Annotated in this window: 11 protein-coding genes and 1 tRNA gene; 2 read left to right on the top strand and 10 right to left on the bottom strand. The window is 40.1% G+C overall.

The window, feature by feature from the left end; translation table 11 throughout:
• Positions 1 to 34: 34 nt before the first annotated feature.
• From LV716_RS05525 to LV716_RS05570, 10 genes are all read right to left on the bottom strand, one after another.
• Positions 35 to 1,123, bottom strand: coding sequence for a hypothetical protein (locus LV716_RS05525; protein ID WP_163416760.1), 1,089 nt, complete (start codon positions 1,121 to 1,123; stop codon positions 35 to 37).
• A complete protein-coding gene (locus tag LV716_RS05530) occupies positions 1,104 to 1,649 on the bottom strand; it encodes a hypothetical protein (RefSeq protein ID WP_163416761.1) in 546 nt (181 codons plus the stop codon). The genes LV716_RS05525 and LV716_RS05530 overlap by 20 nt, the downstream gene beginning before the upstream one ends.
• A complete protein-coding gene (locus LV716_RS05535; RefSeq protein ID WP_163417875.1) occupies positions 1,649 to 2,188 on the bottom strand; it encodes an RNA polymerase sigma factor in 540 nt (179 codons plus the stop codon). The genes LV716_RS05530 and LV716_RS05535 overlap by 1 nt, the downstream gene beginning before the upstream one ends.
• A 155-nt stretch (positions 2,189 to 2,343) precedes the next feature.
• Positions 2,344 to 4,293, bottom strand: coding sequence for an OmpA family protein (locus tag LV716_RS05540; RefSeq protein WP_163416762.1), 1,950 nt, complete (start codon positions 4,291 to 4,293; stop codon positions 2,344 to 2,346).
• Between the two features lies 1 nt (position 4,294).
• Positions 4,295 to 5,215 (bottom strand): type IX secretion system membrane protein PorP/SprF, encoded by a 921-nt coding sequence (locus LV716_RS05545; RefSeq protein WP_163416763.1) that lies wholly within the window; start codon positions 5,213 to 5,215, stop codon positions 4,295 to 4,297.
• A gap of 37 nt (positions 5,216 to 5,252) precedes the next feature.
• Positions 5,253 to 15,800, bottom strand: coding sequence for a gliding motility-associated C-terminal domain-containing protein (locus LV716_RS05550; RefSeq protein ID WP_163416764.1), 10,548 nt, complete (start codon positions 15,798 to 15,800; stop codon positions 5,253 to 5,255).
• 321 nt (positions 15,801 to 16,121) lie between these two features.
• Positions 16,122 to 17,462: an alginate export family protein gene (locus LV716_RS05555; RefSeq protein ID WP_163416765.1), complete on the bottom strand. Its 1,341-nt coding sequence runs from the start codon at positions 17,460 to 17,462 to the stop codon at positions 16,122 to 16,124.
• A gap of 55 nt (positions 17,463 to 17,517) precedes the next feature.
• Complete coding sequence (locus LV716_RS05560) at positions 17,518 to 17,976, bottom strand: hypothetical protein (RefSeq protein ID WP_163416766.1); 459 nt, start codon at positions 17,974 to 17,976, stop codon at positions 17,518 to 17,520.
• Between the two features lie 97 nt (positions 17,977 to 18,073).
• Positions 18,074 to 18,541 (bottom strand): Crp/Fnr family transcriptional regulator, encoded by a 468-nt coding sequence (locus LV716_RS05565; protein ID WP_163416767.1) that lies wholly within the window; start codon positions 18,539 to 18,541, stop codon positions 18,074 to 18,076.
• 124 nt (positions 18,542 to 18,665) lie between these two features.
• Positions 18,666 to 18,747: transfer RNA gene (locus LV716_RS05570), tRNA-Leu, on the bottom strand.
• Between the two features lie 148 nt (positions 18,748 to 18,895).
• On the opposite strand from LV716_RS05570, the gene LV716_RS05575 reads away from it, so the two are divergent.
• Both LV716_RS05575 and LV716_RS05580 read left to right on the top strand, forming a co-directional pair.
• Positions 18,896 to 19,837, top strand: a complete 942-nt coding sequence (locus LV716_RS05575; protein ID WP_163416768.1) for a ribose-phosphate pyrophosphokinase — start codon at positions 18,896 to 18,898, stop codon at positions 19,835 to 19,837.
• An 83-nt stretch (positions 19,838 to 19,920) separates the two neighbouring features.
• Complete coding sequence (locus LV716_RS05580; RefSeq protein ID WP_163416769.1) at positions 19,921 to 20,562, top strand: 50S ribosomal protein L25/general stress protein Ctc; 642 nt, start codon at positions 19,921 to 19,923, stop codon at positions 20,560 to 20,562.
• Positions 20,563 to 20,592: the final 30 nt, after the last annotated feature.

The raw sequence follows: 20,592 nt of genomic DNA on the forward strand, positions 1-20,592 counted from the left end.
TTTTTTTGATTTTTTTTCTGATTGTGAAAGATTCCTAATCCCTGAGTACAATAACTCCCTTTATTCCGTTTATGGAAAAGTTTCCCATGACCCCAGCCCCGTAGGTAGCTTTAACATCCCTTATTTTCTTTCCTATATTGGTAACATCCGTCCTGATATTCGAAAATGATTTTGGAACTCTCAAAAGCCCTTGTTCCAAAGTAGCCTCAAAATTGAAGGCCATACCAGAAATGTCCATATTGACTTCGGAAGATTCTTGAACTATGTTTATCGCTGCGTTTGAATCCAGAACTTCATGCACCTCAACTTCAGCTATTCTGAGGGTCAAGAACATTTCGCTCCCAATACTAGCGATATCTGCATTGGAAAATTTGAAATCTCCGCGCAAACGTCCAATGTTAAGTAAGCTTACTTCATCTTTACTTGAATACATTTCCAACCTTGATACCGTATTCAATGTTATATCGCTTCCACTACTGATGATCTTTAACTTTTCCGCGCTTTCAATATCTATAGAACCATTGTTCATTTTTATAGTTCCATAGCCTATATTGTCCCCGTTCAACTTTCCAAATTTCATATCTATTTTTGCGGTTGACACGTCATCGTTCAACCAGATGTCCCCATGTTGTACCTCGGCCTCAAAATCTCCTTGCCAACCACTTGTCACGATATCCCCAAACTTATTTGTTACTGTTAGTTCTGAATGTATTGGCAAATAGATTTCATAATTTATTTGAATATTGGATTTATCAAAGTCAAAAGGATTGGCCTTATTAAAATATCTGGTAAAAACACTTGAGCTACGGTCTACTATTTCCGAAGTAATCTTTATAAAGTCCCCAGCAAATGTGACTTCTGGCCGAATCCTCTCCAATAGCTTTTTTGCATTTTCTTCCTTTCTATGTTTCACTTTTATGGCAATGGAGACTTTAAGCTGATTTTTGTTCCAGCCATTTACAACGACATTTCCATATTTGTTTTCAATATGGACCTTTCCATTTGCCGAAAGGTCATAGCTCTTTTCCCACTTCTTTGTTTGTTCACTTTGTGCCATGGCCACAAGTGCGAACAAACATAACAGTAGTGCGAGCAGGTTACTCTTATAATGTATACCCTTCATAGTCTATTTCTTTTTTAGAGGCATTGATTTGTTCGAGGAGGTTTTCCATCAATTCAATGCGTTTTCTATAGTTGTTTACAATGGCTTCCAATACCAGCTCATTATCCAGGTTGTTTTGCATTTCTAGCTTCAATTGTTCATACTCATTATCCAGTTCATCCATGAACGATAAAAATTCTTCTTTATCACTTTTAGTCAGTTTTGGATGGTTCTTTACCAATTGTACTTGTTGATGGACCAAACCCTGATAGTGCATATCAATATCAAAAAGTTCTTCATTAACATAGCCCTCCATATTTTTTTCGCTTGGGGTACTTAACATTAAAAAAGCTGTTACGGATAATCCCATTAAAAGGACAACACTGGCCACCACTCTTAGTATACTGGATTTCCAAAGTGGAATTGCCTCTATTTCTGATTCTGTATTAAGTTCCAGGGCAATTCCTTGCCATAATTTATCTTTATCCACTTTATGGGTTTCAAAAGCTTGCCTATTTTCTTTGATATATTTTTCAAAATTGTCCATTACAATTCATTTACAATTTGAACTAATTTTTTTTTCGCTCTGTGGTATTGTGATTTAGAAGTTGAGTTTGTTATTCCCAAAATCTCTGCTATTTCCACATGATCATATCCTTCGATCAAATACAATGTAATTATCTGTTTGTACCCTTCTGGTAATTGGCTTAAACCAAGTTTTATCTTTTCGATATCCATACTGGTGGCATCCTCTATTTCAACATCTTCAGAAGGTTCTCCTTCGTTTTCCAAAGAAGATAACATTAACCGTTTGGTCTTTAAATGGTTAATACTCTTATTGATCACAATGCGCTTTAACCAAGCTCCAAATGTGCTATCAAACCGGAATGAATCCAGTTTTTTAAACGCCTCAACAAAGCTTTCCTGAATAATATCCTCCGCATCCTCACGTATCGTCAATAAGCGCATGGCTACATTGAACATGGCATCCACGTACAACCCGTACAATTGGTACTGGGCAGTCCGGTTTCCTTCTTTGCTCTGTTCTACCAAAGCTTGATGCGTAAAACGTACGTTTGCTTCCAAAAATTCTCGACGATTATTCAATGACAGCTAAAAATAATTCTTATTCGTCTATTCCAAAGACAAACAAAAAACACAAGGGTTGCATTAAAGTGTATTTAATCAAAAAACCTTCAACTTAAGTTGAAGGTTTTTTGATTTTTTATTTTGTAGGTTTCTTATTCCAATTTCAATACGATGAATTCCGATCTACGGTTTACATCGTGCTGTTCATTGGTACACTTTACTCCATTGCTGCATTCGTTCAGCAATTGCTTTTCTCCATAGCCTATTGCACTTTCAATCCTGTTTGCTTCTATTCCTTGTGAAACGATGTAATTTCCACTTGATTTTGCCCTTCTGTCCGAAAGTTTCTCATTGTAGCGATCACTTCCCCTAGAATCTGTGTGCGCTTCAATCTTTATTACCATTTTAGGATACTCTTTCATCACCTCTACTATTTTATCAAGCTCCTGTGCAGCATCTGGACGAATATTGGCCTTGTTCAAGTCAAAATAAATATTATCGATCTTAATTTTAAGCACTCCGTTTTCATTCACAATAAGCTTGTTCAATTCTTTTTCTATTTCTAACGGAACATTATTCTCGAAGTCTTTTTCATCTGTTGTTGTAAACTCCTTTTCTCCTGGAAGAAATCCGTCCTTGTTTATTCTGATAGCATATGCTGTTTCACAATCCAATTTAAGGTCAAAACTAAATGCACCGTAGGGGTCTGTTTTTGTTTTTCCCAAGGATTTACCTTCTGTTGTGAACAACTCAACATCCACATCGACTATAGGTTGCGCATTTGCCTTTCTGATAACACTCCCTTTTACCGTTTGTTCACAAGGGTCTTCTAAACGCTGGAAAGAGTAAATATCATCATCACCTTTGCCACCGTCACGATTTGACGAAAAATATCCCCTTTTTGTATGCTCTTTTACGATATAGGCAAAGTCATCTTTGTTACTGTTAAGCGGTTTTCCCAAATTTACGGGTGCACCAAATCCTTTAGAAGTCAGTTCGCTTTCAAAAACATCAAGACCACCAAGGCCTAAATGCCCATCCGAGGCAAAATATAATTTCTCCCCTGTGACAAAAGGAAACATTTCCCGTCCACTGGTATTTATGGTCGGCCCAAGATTTACAGGTTCCGAAAAACCGCCATCTTCAAGCAATTCTACCATAAAAATATCTGTACCGCCTATGCTCCCGGGCATATCCGACACAAAAAAGAGAAAATTGCCATCTGGACTCAGCGCTGGTTGCCCCACCGAATAGGTTTCACTATTAAAGGGTACTTCTTCAGCCTCGGTCCATTCGCCTCCCCGTAATTCCGCAGTATACATTTTTAAATGATTGGTGCCTTCATCATCCCTGCCTAAATCCTGACCTGTATAGTTATTACGGGTAAAATATATGACATTTCCTTCTGGGATAAATGCAGCAACGGCCTCATGGTATCTGGTGTTCAGTATTTCTGAAAATTGCGTTACTTCCGTAAGGTCGGCACCAAGATCATTGGTATCTGCCATAAAAAAATCCAAGTAGGGCTGTTTGTTCCATTCGTACAAACGGGTTTCCAATTTTGAAGAATCCCTGCTAGAGGAGAATACAATTTTATCTTTATAGTACATGGTACCAAAATCGGCTACTGAAGTGTTTATTCCCAAGTTTGATATATAGAATTGCGGTTGCCTGTTCAGCAGCTCATCCAATTTCTCATCATTATCCTTTAATTGCTCCACTGTAAATTCAGAAGTATCCTTTTTCTTGGTATATATTTTCATGATGGCTTTTGCCAATTGGTAGTTTCCAACTCCTTTCAAAGCGTGTACGTATCTAAAAATATACTCTGGATCAAGTGTCTTTTCATACTTTGAAAAGAGCAATCCATACCACTTAGCGGCATTTTCCATATCCGTATTAAAAAAATAGGAGTCACCAAGGCGTTGTAGTACTTCTTGGGAATCATCTCCTTTTTCCACTATACTTTCATATTGCTTTGCAGCTCTAACATAAAAGAGATTATCAAAATTTCTGTCGGCATCATTGTACTTCAATTGCGCCTGCACAAAGCTGACCATGAACAAAAAAAGTAGCGCTATATTGGTGTTTATGCTTTTCATCTTAGTAAAATCTTGGTGATTTAAGTCGTTTTTCTACAGTTTTGAACTCGTATCTAAGGAATATCTCATGTGTGCCACTATTATAATTTCGCAGATCGGTAGTGGTAAAGTCATATGCATATCCAATGCTTAAATCTGGAGAGATTTGAAGTCCTAAAAGCCCAGAGAAAGAATCGTCCCATCTATATGCCAACCCAAGTGTTAGTGTTTCCCTGATCATCGCATTTGCCGAAACATCTGCTATGATAGGAGACCCGGGCACCCATTTTACAAAAAAGGCTGGTTTGAATTTAACATCTGCGGTCAAATCAATAATCTTTCCACCAATTAAAAAATAATGTAACCGTTCCGATGCTATTTCTTGTTCCTGTCCATCGTAATGGTCTTCAGAAAAGAAATTAGGGACTGCAAGGCCCAGATAACTCTTGGACGTGTGGTAATAGATACCCGCTCCAATGGTTGGAAAAAACTTGTTTTCAATGTTATTTTGAAAGGCTATATCGGGATTTTCGAACAATCCTTTTGAGAAATCCACATTAAACAAACGCCCTCCTCCTTTAAGTCCAAAGGATAATTTTTTATCTGCATCATCAAGTCTTACCGTATACGCAAAATTTGCATCCACAAAAACTTCTGATGATGGGCCTAAAGCATCATGTGAAAGTACAAGACCTAAACCTACATTTTTCCCAACTGGACCATCAACGGCCAACACTTGGGTATTAGGTGCTCCATTGATGCCAACCCACTGCGAACGATGCATCAATAATGCTGTAAGGTGTCCACGTGAGCCTGCATAAGCTGGGTTTACACTCAATGTATTGTACATGTACTGTGTAAACTGTGGGTCTTGTTGCGCTGAAACCATGAAGGTTCCCAATAGTACAGCGACCAAACAGGTATATCTTAACTGTATTTTCATTTGAGGTTTTTTTATCACTTTTTTTATACCCATTTCTCTATCTATTTATGTACAACCAATCCGTTCTTGGCTCAGAGCCATCACCAAGATCAAGCACGTAATAATAGGTGCCTACAGGTAGTAAATCTCCTTTTTGTATTGTAGCACGACCATTGGATGTGCCATCCCAATCGTTGTTATAGGAGCGCTGTTCAAATACAATATTGCCCCATCGGTTATACACTTGTAATAGGTTATTCGGATATCTAGAAATACAATCGATTTTAAAGAACTCATTGACACCATCCCCATTAGGAGAGAACTCGTTATAAATAATCAAACAAGATGGTTCAACCGTAGCTTCGGCGGAATCATTGGTATTATTGACATCCAACTGGTCCACAAAGGCCAAACTCGCCATGTTTACATAATCATTTATATCCAATACTTCGACAATAACTTGAAGATTGGCAGTGCCAAGAGCGTCCAGAGCTTCTATTTCCCAAAATCCAGAAACTCCATCATACGTTCCATCGGATGCTTGGAATGAAACCAATCTATATCCTGATGGCACTTGTTCTTCAATACCGATATTGGTTGCCTGTAAATTGCCTTGGTTGGTTATTGTAATCGTGAAACTAACCTCATCTCCTATATTGGGTGTTGCATTATCAACAGTTTTGGCAACTCCTATATCTGTAGTTTGTGGTGTCACAAATGCTACTGCCTCATCATCGTCATCAATACCGTCAGATAAATCATCCACATCCAAACCTTGATTTGGATCACTATCTGGATCAGCTAAATCACTAGCTGTAATCTCTGCAACATTCAAGTACTCATCTGCATTGCCTGTTGGTACATTAACAGTTGCCAATATGACCAACGTCTCGGTGCTCTGGTTTAAGATAGTCCCATTGGTATTCCATATTCCTGAAGAAGCATCATATACTCCAGCAGTGACAATATGGGATTGATACGTGTATCCCGAAGGTAGACGGTCAGTAATTATCACTCCAGTAGCATCACTAGAACCGTTATTGGTCACATTGACCGTAAACTCCACTACATCACCAACATTGGGCGTAGGATTATCAACTGTTTTCGTTAAAGAAAGATCTGCCAGTCCATCTGGAATGGGGACAACCGTATCTTGATCATCTTCTGATTCCAAGTTATTGTCAGGCGTTGAATCAGGGTCGAATGTATCCAAAGCGATAAGTTCTGCCGTATTCCTGTAATCTCCACTTGGACGTACTTGAACTGTGATATCCAATGTTTCGGTAGCACCGTTAGCAATATTCGCCAACGACCATGCTCCGGTCACCTCATTATACGTTCCTGATGAAGAAGTTGCCGACACAAAACTATATCCTGATGCCAAAACATCTTCTATTACAAGACCGGTCGCATCATTAGGGCCAGCGTTGTTCACGGCTATCGTAAATACAATCTGATCTCCTACTGAAGGACTTAGGTTGTCCACATTCTTAGTAACCGAAACATCTGTCAACACTCTTGGCGTAGTTGATTGCTCATCCTGGTCATCTTCAGCAAGTATACCATTCCCTGGTGTTGAATCTGGATCTAGTTCGATAACGCTTACAACTTCAGCACTATTGATATAATCTCCTGTTGGATTCACCTGAACGGTCACATTGAGCACAATACTGCTATTCAAAGGAACTGTGCCCACAATCCACTGTCCTGTAGTTGCATTATAGGTTCCACCCGAATCATCAGAAATATATGTATATCCTGAAGGTAAAGCATCCTGCACTACAACTCCTGTTGCATCGCTTGGACCATCATTGGTCAGGTTCAATGTAAAAGTCACATTAGATGCCACATCTGGAAATTCATTATCCACTGTTTTTTCCAATGAAAGGTCTGCTGCAGGGATCGGCGTGGTACCTGCACTATCTTGATCGTTTTCAAATATATTATTGTTATTGGGCGTTGAGTTTGGATCTAGATTATTTGAAGAAAAGACTTCTGTGACATTGAAATAATCTCCCGTTGGGTTTACAATAGCAACAATATTCAGGGTCTCCGTAGTTCCATTTGGTATGATTCCATTCAGTTCCCAAATTCCGGTTCCTGGCACATAAACCCCTGCAGTTCTATTGTTGGAAACATAGGTATATCCAGAAGGCAGTAGATCCAAGACCTCTACTCCAGTAACATCACTTGGCCCATTGTTAGAAATACTGATAGTGAAGATAACTTCATCACCTATAAATGGACTGAGGACATCTACCGATTTACGAAGAATGAGATCAGAGACCAATACGGGTGTTGGCTCAATCGTCTGTTGATCATCTTCTGTGTCATCATTGTTCGCGGGCTCAGAATCAATATCCTGCTCTGCCAAGTCCGTAAGTTCAGCCGTGTTGGTATAATCTCCGTTTGCAAGTACATTCGCTGTTATTACTATATTTTCAGTAACACCATTGTCCAAATCTCCTACGGTCCATGATCCATTCAACGGCTCATAGACGCCCACGCTCGGTACTGCACTAACAAATTGATACCCTGAGGCCAAAAAGTCCGTTACTACAATATTTGTTGCATCACTTGGACCATCATTGGTCACCGTTATCGTAAATACAATTGGATCACCAACATTTGGAGTAAGATCGTCAGCTACTTTTGTAACTGAAATATCTACAAGCTGTACTGGGGTAACAATTACTTCATCTTGATCATCTTCAGCAAGCACATTATTGTTGGGTGTAGAATCTGAATCACCTTCTGTATGCTGGGTTATTTCCGCTACGTTGGTGTAAACACCCGTAGTATTCACACTAGCAGTTATGTTAAGACTGGTAGAAGCACCATTGGCCAGTGTACCAATATTCCAGATTCCAGTTCCATCGTCATAAGCGCCTGCCCCATTATCCGAAACATAGGTAAATCCAGAGGGTAGAACATCAGTAACTTGTAAGGTGGTGGCATCACTTGGTCCGTCGTTGGCAACAGTCAATGTAAAGACCACGTTAGAGTTAACATTTGGTGTGCTATTGTCAACGGTTTTCGTCAACGAAACATCTACTATAGATCGAGGTACAATTACAATATCATCTTGATCATCTTCTGCTGCAACCCCATTGCTTGGAGTAGAATCAATATCAAATGCATCTGAGGCAATTACCTGTGCGGTATTCGTATATAAACCTGAGGCATTAACCAGAACATCGATAACCAATGTCTCTGTTTCACCGTTCTCCACAGTACCTACTTGCCAGATTCCAGTGTTTGCATTGTAAATACCCGAGGTGGCACTATACAATACAAAATCAAAACCGGAAAGTAGTTGATCTACTACCTGAACGTTGGTTGCATCAGCAGGACCATCATTGGAAACTGTAATTTCAAAACTTATTTCATCTCCAACATTTGGTGTAGTATCATTGTCAACAACAATCTTGGTCAGGGATAAATCTGCCAGTAATGGAGCGGCAGTTATAGCATCCTCATCATCTTCACTTTGGTTACCAGTATCGTTATTTGGCGTGCTGTCTATATCAAATTGATCACTAGCGGTCACTTCGGCAACATGCGTAAACTCTCCTGCTGTACCAGTCGGTGTCTGTACTGTAGCATTAAAGGTCAAGGTTGTGGTATTGGTTCCAACGGGCACCCCAAGTCCAGACCATGAAATGACATTTGTTATAAGGCTAAAACTACCGCCATTGGTGATTCCCGTAATGTTTCCATATCCGGGTGGTACTAAATCAGTAACAGACACTCCGGTTGCCGCTACGTCTCCTAAGTTACTAAGATTAATAGTAAAGGTCACTACATCACCAACATCTGGTTGTGTATTGCTTGCAACTATTTCCAGTTCAATATCTACGGATTGAGGAGTAACGACAAAAAAGTCTTCGTCATCTTCATCTTGATCTCCATCATCGTTTCCTGGCTCACTATCGGGGTCAAATTGATCTACGGAAGCAACTTCCGCAGTATTCAAATATTCGTCTGTTGTTCCGGTAGGAGCATTTACCGTGACTTCATAGGAAACCGTAGTATTTCCAACGGGTAATGAAGCAATGTTCCATGTAATAAAGGTTCCCGCAATAGCAGTTCCTCCATTATTAACCGTACCCAAGGTATATCCCGAAGGAACAATATCCTCCAATACAATATTCGTTGCCTCTTCAGGACCATCATTGGTCAAGGTCAATTCAAATAGTATAGTATCTCCAACATTAGGAGTTGCACTTGATACTGCGTTAATATCTTTCACAAGACTTAAGTCAGCGGCATTAGGCGTTACTGTTTCAGTGTCTTGGTCATCACCTGTATTATCGTTTGGTGTACTGTTAGGATCGTACTGATCCGAGGCGGTAACCTGTGCTGTATTTTCATACTCACCTGTTGCTCCTGTAGGTGCATTTACCGTAGTCTGATATGTGAGCGTACTTCCGGTAAGTGGTACCGTAGCTAAATCCCATAGTATTGAGGAGCCTCCAAAATTATAGATACCTCCATCAGAGACACTTCCAGAAACTATAGAGTATCCTGATGGTACAATGTCCTCTACTCCAACATTGGTGGCCACACTAGGTCCTGCGTTGTTTACTTGAATGGTGAATGTAATCACTTCCCCTACTTCAGGGTTAGATTCATTTACTGATTTGTTCAAAGAGAGGTTTGCTTGTTGCGGCGTAAGCGTCAATGTTATTTCATCATCATCTGCAATACCATCTCCTAAGTCATCCACTCCCGGTCCCACCGAGGGATCACTATCTATATCGGATTGATTACTTGCCGTAATCTGTGCACTGTTTGTATACTCTCCAGCAGCACCTGTTGGAGTATTAACCGTTGCTTGATAGGTAACGGCCACATTCCCACCGGCAGGAACAAAAAGCCCTGACCATTCTGCTGTATTGGCTGATATAGTTCCCCCACTATTCACAGCAGTAAGGGTAAAACCAATTGGAAGCACATCCTGAACATCTACGCCAGAAGCGTTACTTAGCCCTGAATTAGAAATGACCAACTCGAACGTAACGGTTTCTCCAACATTGGGTGTTGTGGTTCCCGCAATTACATTTTTCGCAATACTTAAATCAACCACTTCGGTAAGTCCAATAGTAATGGCATCTTCATCATCTTCACTTTGATTTCCATCGTCATTGTTCGGTGTACTATCTACATCAAACTGATCGGCAGCTGTAATTTCAGAGATGTTGGTATATTCCCCACCTGATCCAGTTGGAGATTGCACTGTAGCTTGAAAAGTAAGTACCGTAGTATCTGTACCTTGTGGAACAGATAACCCGTTCCATGTAATCAGACCTGTTCCGTTATCAAATAATCCTCCTCCAGTAATTCCAGTAACATTACCAAAACCAGAAGGCACCAGATTTTCCAAGCTAACGCCAGAAGCATCAATAGTTCCCAGATTGCTCAAGTTTATGGTAAAAGTCACTACATCCCCAACACTTGGTGAGCTGGTACTCGCCAATAGTTCTACTTCCAAATCGATAACATCTGGAGTGGTTATGGTAAATGCCGATTCATCGTCTTCACTCTGGTTTCCATCATCATTGCCTGGAGTACTATCTGGATCTAGTTGATCCGAGGCCATTATCTGTGCTGTGTTTCTGTATTCATTAGATGTTCCTGTCGGTGCATTTACGGTCACTTCATAGGACAATGTTATGGAACCTGCTGCCAAGGAAGCTATGTTCCAGCTTATCGTATTTCCCGAAACAGTTCCACCATCGTTTACAGTGCCTATCGTAAAACCAGAGGGAACAATATCTTCTATCACTACATTGGTCGCTGTTTGAGGACCACCGTTGGTTACAGAAAGTTCAAAGATGATGGTATCCCCAACATCTGGTGTAGCACTTGAACCCGAACTAATATCTTTTGTTAAACTTAAATCTGAAACATTTACGGCAACTTCAGCAGAATCTTGGTCATCTTCACCATCAAGACCATTGTTTACTGTAGAATCAATATCAAAAATATCGTTAGCAATAATCTCTGCGGTATTTAGATAATTTCCTGTATTGTTAACAGTTACATCAAAAGAAAGACTTAGCGTACTTCCATTGGTAATGGAAAGATTTGACCATGTAATCGAAAGGTCTCCTATATTGACTACGCCTCCATTACTAACCGTTCCAGGTACCAAGGTGTATCCTGAAGGAATAGCATCCCTAACTGAAACACCTGTTGCGTCTGCACTTGTAGAAGCATCATTGTTAAATACATCGATTGTGAACGTTATCGTATCTCCTGCATTAGCAGTTGCCACTGAAGCAGATTTTGTTAATTCTAAATCTACCCCTACCAAAGAAACTTCCATTGTATCCGAAGACGTAGGGCAACTACCATTGGAAACGGTCCACTCAAAGACATAGGTTCCTGAAGTAGCACCGAAAACTTCGGTATTTGGGTCATTTTCATCTACAAATCCTACCGTATTTGGGCCAGAAACCTGTGTCCAGACACCAGTACCAGTCACTAAAGGTGGAACTGCAGCTAAAGTAACAGCAGAAAATTGATCTACTGTTTGGTCCGGCCCTGCATCAGCAGTTCCAGGGTCTTCGTAAACTATGACCTCCATAGTATCTTCGAGATCACAGTTCCCGTTCGTTACGGTCCATGTGAATTCATAAGTACCCACTTCTAGATTGTTTATGACAGTAGTTTCACTTGATGGAGTCACAATGTTTGGTGCGTTGCCTGGATTACCTCCAAAACCAGGACCAGCTGTCTGTGTCCAGTTTCCAGTACCTACAGCAGGTACTACAGCGGCCATATTGGTCTGGTCACCACATACTTCCTGATCGGGACCTGCGTCTGCATCAGAAGGTGGGTTTGCTCCAAAAGTTATAAGAACTGTGTCTGAATCTGGGTCACATGCAGTAGGTGGAGTTGGATAGATGGAGGGATCATATTCCAAAGTCCATGTAAGTTCATATTGCCCTGGAGCCGAAACATTGGATATTGTTGAGGTTGGAGAGGTTGGGTCATCAATTGTAAGCGTTTCCGAACCCGTTGGGGTACTTGTCAATGTCCATTGACCGGCACTAAAAGGTATAATATTACCTGCCAACTGGGTGTCTAACTGACATGCAGTCGATTGGTTGGGGCCTGCATCAGCAATCAATTCTTCAAATAATTCAACCCTCAACACGTCTTTCGTATCAGAACAGTTTCCAGTAACAAAATTCCATTCCAAAACGTAAACTCCGGGAACGGTCAACCCGGTAAGTGTTGTTGTAGGATTTGTGTTATCGGTCAATGCAGCAGCACTTCCGGCTGGTTCTTCTCTTATTGTCCATGTTGCAGAACTCACATCTCCAGGAGCAGTGTTGGCGGCTAAGGTTATAAACTCGTTCCCCACAGTAAACTCTCCCGCACATAGGATCCTGTCCGGACCTGCATTTGGCGGTATGGAAGGTGCTGCACTGGAAACAACAGTTACATCATCGGTTGTAACACCACAAGCTGCAGCTCCGGCGCCGTTTGTTGTAAAACGAAATTCATAAGTATTCCCTGGTATTATCGTAACCTCAGCGACATTGCTATCCGAAGGGTTTTGATTTATAGTCGCAGCTGTTCCAGGAGCACCTCCAACTCCAGGTCCAGATATTTGGGTCCATGTTCCTGTAGTACCAAAAGTCGCTTCTAACAAGAAATTGCTAACGTCACATAGGTTTAAATCCAAACCTGCATTGGCCTCAAAATAAACATTTATCGTTTTTGACGCTGACGAGATTGGGCAATTACTATCACCAATGATAGTCCATTCTAAATTGTAAGTTCCAGATACCAAGTTGGACAATGTAGCGTTAGGATCGTTGATGTCTGAAAATGTTGGTGTATTGGGTGCACCAGAAAGTACGGACCAAAATCCATTTTCGATGTTACTATCAAATGCATTTCCATCAAGTACTATACTTGTTACCGCTGTAGTAAGGCAATCTGTTTCAATTGGGGTAGCAACTTGTGCTATGGTCGGTGGTATCCCTACATCCAATGTAACCGTATCGGTGTCAGAAGAGCAACTTCCATTTGTTGCTGTCCATTCAAACACATATTGTCCCGAAAAAGAAAATGTTACCTGTGTAGCAGGGTCTGTCTCATCTGCAATGGTTACTCCTCCCGGACCAGAGATCTGCGACCAGGTACCTCCACTACCCACTGAACCGGTTGCATCCAAAGTGAATGTATCATTACAATCGGCTTGGTCTGGGCCTGCATCAGCATTTGCATCTGCACCTATACTTATTTCAACATCGTCTGTTGTCGATTGGCATCCAGGACTGCTTATAGTCCACGTGAGTATATAACTCTGTTCCGTTGTTATGGTAGCGTCAGTATCAAATTGATTTGGATTGTCAAAGGTAATGCCTGTTGCTGGCACGGAAGTCCAAATACCCGTTTCACCTGAAGCTGGCTCATTTCCTGCAAGCGTGACACTGGTCGAACCAGCAGATAAACATTGGTCTGGACCCGCAACGGCTAAAGAAGGACCTTCAGTTAAATTTGTAGTAATAACAACTGTATCAAAACTTGGGGCCGGACAAACATTACTGTTTGGGTTTGCCACTGTCCAACGAAACGTATAGCTTTCACCCGCAGTATCCAAACCAGAAACTAAAGTCTTAGGATCATTCTCATCTTCAAAAACAATAGTAGAACCTAATGGTGCAGTATCTACAGTCCATGTACCGACCAGATTACTGGCAGGCGGCTCGTCAGCATCTAACCGAGTAGGTGTATTAAAACAAATGTCTTGTGTAGGACCAGCTTCGGTGGTTATTGGGTCATCGTTTGAAACATTAACAGCTACAGTTGCCTCGGCAGAGGGTGCACAAGCGTTACCACCAGTAATGGCATATTGAAAAACGTAAGTTCCGGGAACCAGATCTTCGACATCTGTTATTCTATTATATGGCGCAGTAATTGTGGCCGTGCTTGGTCCACTTAGCTGTGACCATAAAGAACTTCCATCTAAAACTTCATTCCCTGTCAACTCCGTTGATACATCATCACAATTAAGTGTCACATCGGTACCTGCATTTGCTTGTGTGGGAGTTAAAGAAATAATTACGTTAACCGCATCCGTAGCTTCACTACAACCTGTTTGAACGGCACCATTCAGTGACCTCCTAAAAACTACGGTGTATGTTCCTTCTAAATCAAAATCGATAGTTCTTGATGTACTTCCTGCATTGCTATACAAATTTGGATTTACTACGGTAGAACCTATAGGTCCACTAACTATACTAAAGGTATTGCTACCATTTCCTTGTGTGGTATAAGGAATAGTGACCCTAGTAGTACCACAGGCAGCTACAATGTTGTCATCGCCACCGTTCACCTCTATACCTACAGGATTTGTTGAATATCTTACTACTGCGCTACTAGAATCACTACATCCTGTTCCCGGGGTTGTATTGGTTATGGTATACGAAAATCGATATGTACTGCTACCATCCAAACCAGTTACCTGTGTCGTGCTATTGGTAGGAGTAAGAATATTAGCTGGTGTTCCACCAGTTGTAACACCAGGCCCTTCAATCTGCTCCCATTCTACGGTATCCCCTGCAAATTGGGGTTCAGAACCCACTAATGTTACAGTTGTTATTGAAGGATCACAGAATCGTATGTTATTATTTTGAATGGAAGCATTGGATATCTCTTGGGTTCCTTCATCAACATTGACCGTTACGGTATCTTCTCCAATAACACATGGGCCAGAAACTGACCATCTAAAAACATATTGACCTTGAATAAGTCCCGTAACTCCAGTATTTCTAATGTTTGGACTGACAATATTTGGATTGTTTGGTCCAGATACAAAAGACCACGTACCTATCTGTCCATTAGTTCCATTACCCGCAAAAGTTCCGTTCAGGGTCGTTGATTGTGTAACGGTATAACAATTGTCAAGATTTTGAGTGTTCCCGGCATCCACGGTAGCAACACCTCCAAAGTTTGTAACTGTTATGGTTGAAGTAGATTCACAAAACTCTCCCGGCGCATATTCTTGCCCTTCTATGGTCCATTGCAACGTTGTTGTTCCCGCTCTATTTTCTGGTAAGGTAATACTTGTAGTAGGCGATGTAACATCATTGAAGCTAATCCCTGCATTATTATTGCCCACTATGCTCCACGAACCACTTTCTCCGTTAATTGTACTTGGCAGGTTGGCATTTAAGTTCACTGTTCCGGGACAAGACTCAATATTATCCCCTGCATCTGCACTAGTAATCGGTTCCACAGTAATGTTTACATCTTGGAACTGTGTAGAGCCGTCGGTACATACGGCACTAAGTCTAAAGGTATAGATATTCCCTCCAACGAGACCAGTTATTTGGGTCTCCATATCTGATGGGTCTGCAATAATAACTGATGGACCACCAACTTGCGACCATGTCGGCCCACTTCCTATTAGCCCTGATGATGAACCAGAAAGATTAAAAACTGTAATGTTTTCACAAATAGTTTCGGGGATACCTGCATTTACAGAACAGTTTTGACCGTAACTACTTTGAAGCGATATGAAAAGAAACATTACAAAGACAAAAAAGTGCCTTTTTAGGAGATTGGTTAATAAGACATCCATAGTCAATGTTATGAGGTTGTGTTATGTGTAAGAATATTCAAACGTATATCAATTTCATCGACGAAATGAATATATGTTGTATTTCAACGATCATTTGTTGTGAAACATCGATTAATCGATGAGACGGTTTGGAAAATTTTAACGTTTACTAAAAACCTTATTGCATACAATTCTTACAAAAACTATGGAATGTCCTATTATACTTGGAATATTGAAAGATATATTTTTAAATAAATGAAATCTACAAGTTGGTTCAAGACATTATTTTATGATGTCTAAATAACTACAGTTTTAAATTAGATGTCCTGCTTTATCTAAAAATCAAAACTTAAAACTCATTGTTGGAGCTATATAAAAAGTGTTTTCCGAATCACCTGATGCTTTTATGAACTGGCCCGCAATAAAATAAGAACTCCGTAGGTCGAAAGAGATATTACGATTTACTTCATAAGATAGCTGTAATCCAAATACGTTCCCAATATGTTTTGTGCGAAGACCATTTACTTCACGGGTTAAAAAACGTGGTGGAGCATAGAGCCCATCATTGGATTCGGTTCGATAAAAAATCGCATAGTCTAGATAAATCACTAGGCCCTTAATGGGGTAAAATGTGAGGTTAGGATGCAGACTCGTAATATTTGCCGGGGTATTTACGGCAGCTAAACTGTAAATAGCTGGATTTACGAATAATGGATTAAAGGTATCTACTCGTCCATCTTCAATCTCTTTATCTCCACTCGACCAGTCTGCGGTAATGCCAAGTTTTGGTTTCCAGCCATTCTCGATAAGCGTATATTTCCAATCTGCTTCGATGTTATAGGCAGAAATGGTACTACTTCCTAGTTTACCCCACTGTACAATTATTTCGGTATTGTAGGACAATCGTCCTTTAACGCTAAAAGATCTAATCCCAATTGAATGCCTTGTTTCCATACCCGAAACATCGTTGAAACGAGAGCGATTGGTATAAAAGCCAAAGTAGTAGAGATCTAGCTTACCTATATCCTTTAAAAAAGGGCGTCTGTGGTATGCTCCCCAGAAACTAGGGTTTGATGCGCCACCTTTAAAAATATTGGATGTATTATCGAAGCTAAATGGGGAAATATCAACTTCTTTTCCATATAGTAGGTCTATGGATGAGTTGTTTTTTCGGATAACGACACGAGCCATATCAAAAGACCTCCTCATATTAGGGCCTTCCCTAATACCCACCAAGCGAGAAGTTCCATATCCTATTTCTTGCCTTCCAAATCTTGCCATTGCCTGTAGGTTGGAAGAGTTTACAGGTTTCCATTCCAAGAAGCCTTGATGTACACCAACTTCGTCAGATTCAAGACCAATAATTTGATTACCTGTCACATAACCACTATAAAGTTCCCCAAACAGATGTAGCTTTGCACCCAGTTGTAAAGATACATGTAAATTGATTCTTTGTAAATAATACGTCAAGTCATTTGATGTATAATTCTCATTGGTATAGTGTTCAAGTCTTGCACGATATTCACCCCCTAAGGACAGGTAAAAAGAATTGCGCCTATCGATAGCGATACGTTTAAGGGGTTGAAGAAAAATGATTTTTTCTTTCACCGAATCTAGATACGCATATGATTCTTCAGCTCTTAATAGATTAATATCTGGGATTTTCCCTTCTTGGGCAAACACCAAGTCTATAGTTAAACAGAATAATACAACTATGTTTATTCGTGCCAGTTTGCAATTAAGCAACAGTTTCTTGATTTTTGGTTTTAAAATAAGCGGTAAAGCTCAAGATAATTGCTGCAGATGAAACTAAGGTCATTACGGTACCTAGCATAAAGTTTACATACCCGCCTAGGTCCATAAACAGGAAATAGCCCAAATCAGCCAAGCCGCCAGTTAGGGCAGCGAGGAAAATGGCATTCTTATTTCCTTTCCAAATAAAAAAAGAACAGATCAATGTAGTAAGTCCAATCCATAGTAGATTAAATCCATGTTGCCCTATTACTGCCCCAGCGGCATCTGGGTAATTTACTTGGAGGGTGCTTGGTTCAATGGCATCCGCTATGCCACCAACAGCTCCTGCAATATCGCCAGTTAGGATAAAATAATCGGTCATAACTCCCGCGAATATGTGCACTAAGCCCCATACTATCCATAAGACAGTGGAAATTTTTAAAAAGACGCTATAATTTTTCATAATGCCACTTATTTTTTTAGTCTGCTTATTGTTTTGCATAAAGTTTGCAGACTTATAAAAACTATGCATTATGATTTCATAAGAAATGAAGGGCTTACTACTTTTTTAGATATTTTGATTTGGCCGCACTCAAAGTTTCAGGATTAACACCAATATATGAGGCAATCATACGTTGGGGTACGCGGTTGACTATATTGGGATATGCTTGAACAAAATGTTCGTAACGTTCAATAGCATTTGTGCTGATCAACATTAAAACACGTTTTTGTAACGTATTTAATCTTTTAGTCAAAGCGCCAACATGTTGTTTTTCTCTTTCTAGGTCTTTCTGTAAGACAATCACCTTTGAATTTTCAAGGGCATCAATAAACAAGATTGCTTCAGATTCTGGCCTACAAGTATCCGCAATGACCCAACCTTCAGGTGCAAACATGAATATGTTTTCTTTACCGTTTTTATCAATGGAATAACTTCTTAACAAACCCGATTTAACATGATAAACCTTAGTGTTTAATTCACCACTATACTGTAGAATTTCACCCTTTCTCAATAGTATTTCTTTCACGAGAATAAGTTACTAATATCTAACAACATACAACTAGATTATATATTATTGATTGGCAAAGCACTATTTACACTTCATAATTAAGCATAAAAAAAGCCTAGACTTTCATCTAAGCTTTTTAAAGTACTCGAGGTGGGAATCGAACCCACACTCCCGAAAGAACTGGATTTTGAATCCAGCGCGTCTACCAGTTCCGCCACTCGAGCATTTTTGTAAAGGACTGCAAAGCTAAAAAATAATTTTGTTTACCACCAAAAATACCTGCATTAATCCTTTAGCAACCCGAATTAATTTATAAATTTGCACCTCTTTAAAAAATACAAGTTTTAAAAAGCTAGTTAACAAGAGTTTGTAATGCCGTATCAAGTCCCAGAACCAAAAATTTTCGCATGTACCCAAAGTACTGTTTTAGGGGAGAAAATAGCTGCTTCTTATGGTGCAGACCTAGGAAAGATTCATTTTTCAAGATATAGTGATGGTGAATTTCAGCCTTCATTTGAGGAATCGATACGAGGAGCACGTATTTTTATTATAGGTTCAACCAATCCCGGACCAGAGAACTTAATGGAAATGTTGTTGATGTTAGATGCGGCCAAAAGGGCCTCTGCACGACACATTACGGCTGTAATGCCCTATTTTGGTTGGGCACGTCAAGATAGAAAAGACAAACCACGTGTACCCATTGCGGCAAAACTTGTCGCAAAAATGTTAGAGACAGCTGGTGCTACCCGTATTATAACAATGGATTTGCATGCAGATCAAATTCAAGGCTTTTTTGAAAAACCTGTTGACCATCTTTTTGCTTCCACCCTATTCTTACCCTATCTGAAGGAATTGAATTTGGATAATCTGTGCATTGCATCACCTGATATGGGAGGTTCAAAAAGGGCGTATGCCTATTCTAGAGCTCTGGAAAGCGATGTAGTGATATGTTACAAGCAACGAGCCAAGGCAAACGTAATTTCCCATATGGAGCTTATCGGTGAGGTTAAAGGTAAAAACGTGGTTTTGGTAGATGATATGGTAGATACTGCCGGTACCCTTACAAAGGCTGCAGATTTAATGATGGAACGTGGTGCTGAAAGTGTTAGGGCAATCACCACTCACGGCCTTTTATCTGGAAACGCTTACGAGAAAATAGAAAACTCAAAGCTTTCAGAGCTTATCATCACAGATTCTATTCCAATAGAGCACAATAGAAAAAAAATAAAAGTATTGGGTTGTGCCAACTTGTTTGCAGATGTTATGCACAGGGTACACCATAATACATCGATATCATCAAAGTTTTTAATGTAGCCTTCGACTACGCTCAGGCTGATACGCTTGGCAATTCGAAAATGAAATAGAATAAATTAAATATTATATAGATAACAGAAGTTATGAAGTCAATTACTATCAAAGGATCCCAAAGAGAAAGCGTGGGCAAGGTATCTACCAAAGCCTTACGTAATGCTGGAAAGGTCCCTTGCGTACTGTACGGAGGGGAAACACCATTACACTTTTCAGCAGATGAACTAGCGTTCAGACATTTAGTGTATACTCCCAACGCGCACACCGCTGTGATTGAGTTGGAAGATGGCCAAAAGTTTAACGCCGTATTACAGGATATTCAATTTCATCCAGTAACCGATAAGATTCTTCATATAGACTTTTATCAGTTGTTCGATGACAAACCTGTCACTATGAATATTCCTATCCGCTTAGAGGGAAATTCACCAGGTGTACGAAATGGTGGACGTTTGCTTTTTAGAAAAAGAAAGCTTTCTATTAAAGCATTGCCAAATTTACTACCTGATTTTATCACCGTTGATATTTCCAAACTTAGAATTGGAGGTACCATTGCAGTGGAAACACTTCTAAATGATGATTATACAATTCTTCATCCAGACAGTACAGCAGTTGTACAGGTGAAAGCTTCTAGAACTTCTGTTGATGATGCAGACGAAGAAGAGGAAGAAGGAGCTGAAGCAGCAGCTGAAGGTGGAGAAGCTCCAGCAGCTGAAGCCGAGGCCACTGAATAGTTTTTAAACTTATTTCTTAAGGGCATCCCA

It is taken from the genome of Flagellimonas sp. HMM57 (genome assembly GCF_021390175.1).
Classification (GTDB): Bacteria; Bacteroidota; Bacteroidia; order Flavobacteriales; family Flavobacteriaceae; genus Flagellimonas.

Bases quoted from the DNA above. Each gene is read 5' to 3' on its own strand.
- LV716_RS05540 (WP_163416762.1), bottom strand. From the start codon at position 4,293: ATGAAAAGCATAAACACCAATATAGCGCTACTTTTTTTGTTCATGGTC.
- LV716_RS05525 (WP_163416760.1), bottom strand. From the start codon at position 1,123: ATGAAGGGTATACATTATAAGAGTAACCTGCTCGCACTACTGTTATGT.
- LV716_RS05550 (WP_163416764.1), bottom strand. From the start codon at position 15,800: ATGGATGTCTTATTAACCAATCTCCTAAAAAGGCACTTTTTTGTCTTT.
- LV716_RS05530 (WP_163416761.1), bottom strand. From the start codon at position 1,649: ATGGACAATTTTGAAAAATATATCAAAGAAAATAGGCAAGCTTTTGAA.
- LV716_RS05575 (WP_163416768.1), top strand. From the start codon at position 18,896: ATGCCGTATCAAGTCCCAGAACCAAAAATTTTCGCATGTACCCAAAGT.
- LV716_RS05545 (WP_163416763.1), bottom strand. From the start codon at position 5,215: ATGAAAATACAGTTAAGATATACCTGTTTGGTCGCTGTACTATTGGGA.
- LV716_RS05580 (WP_163416769.1), top strand. From the start codon at position 19,921: ATGAAGTCAATTACTATCAAAGGATCCCAAAGAGAAAGCGTGGGCAAG.
- LV716_RS05560 (WP_163416766.1), bottom strand. From the start codon at position 17,976: ATGAAAAATTATAGCGTCTTTTTAAAAATTTCCACTGTCTTATGGATA.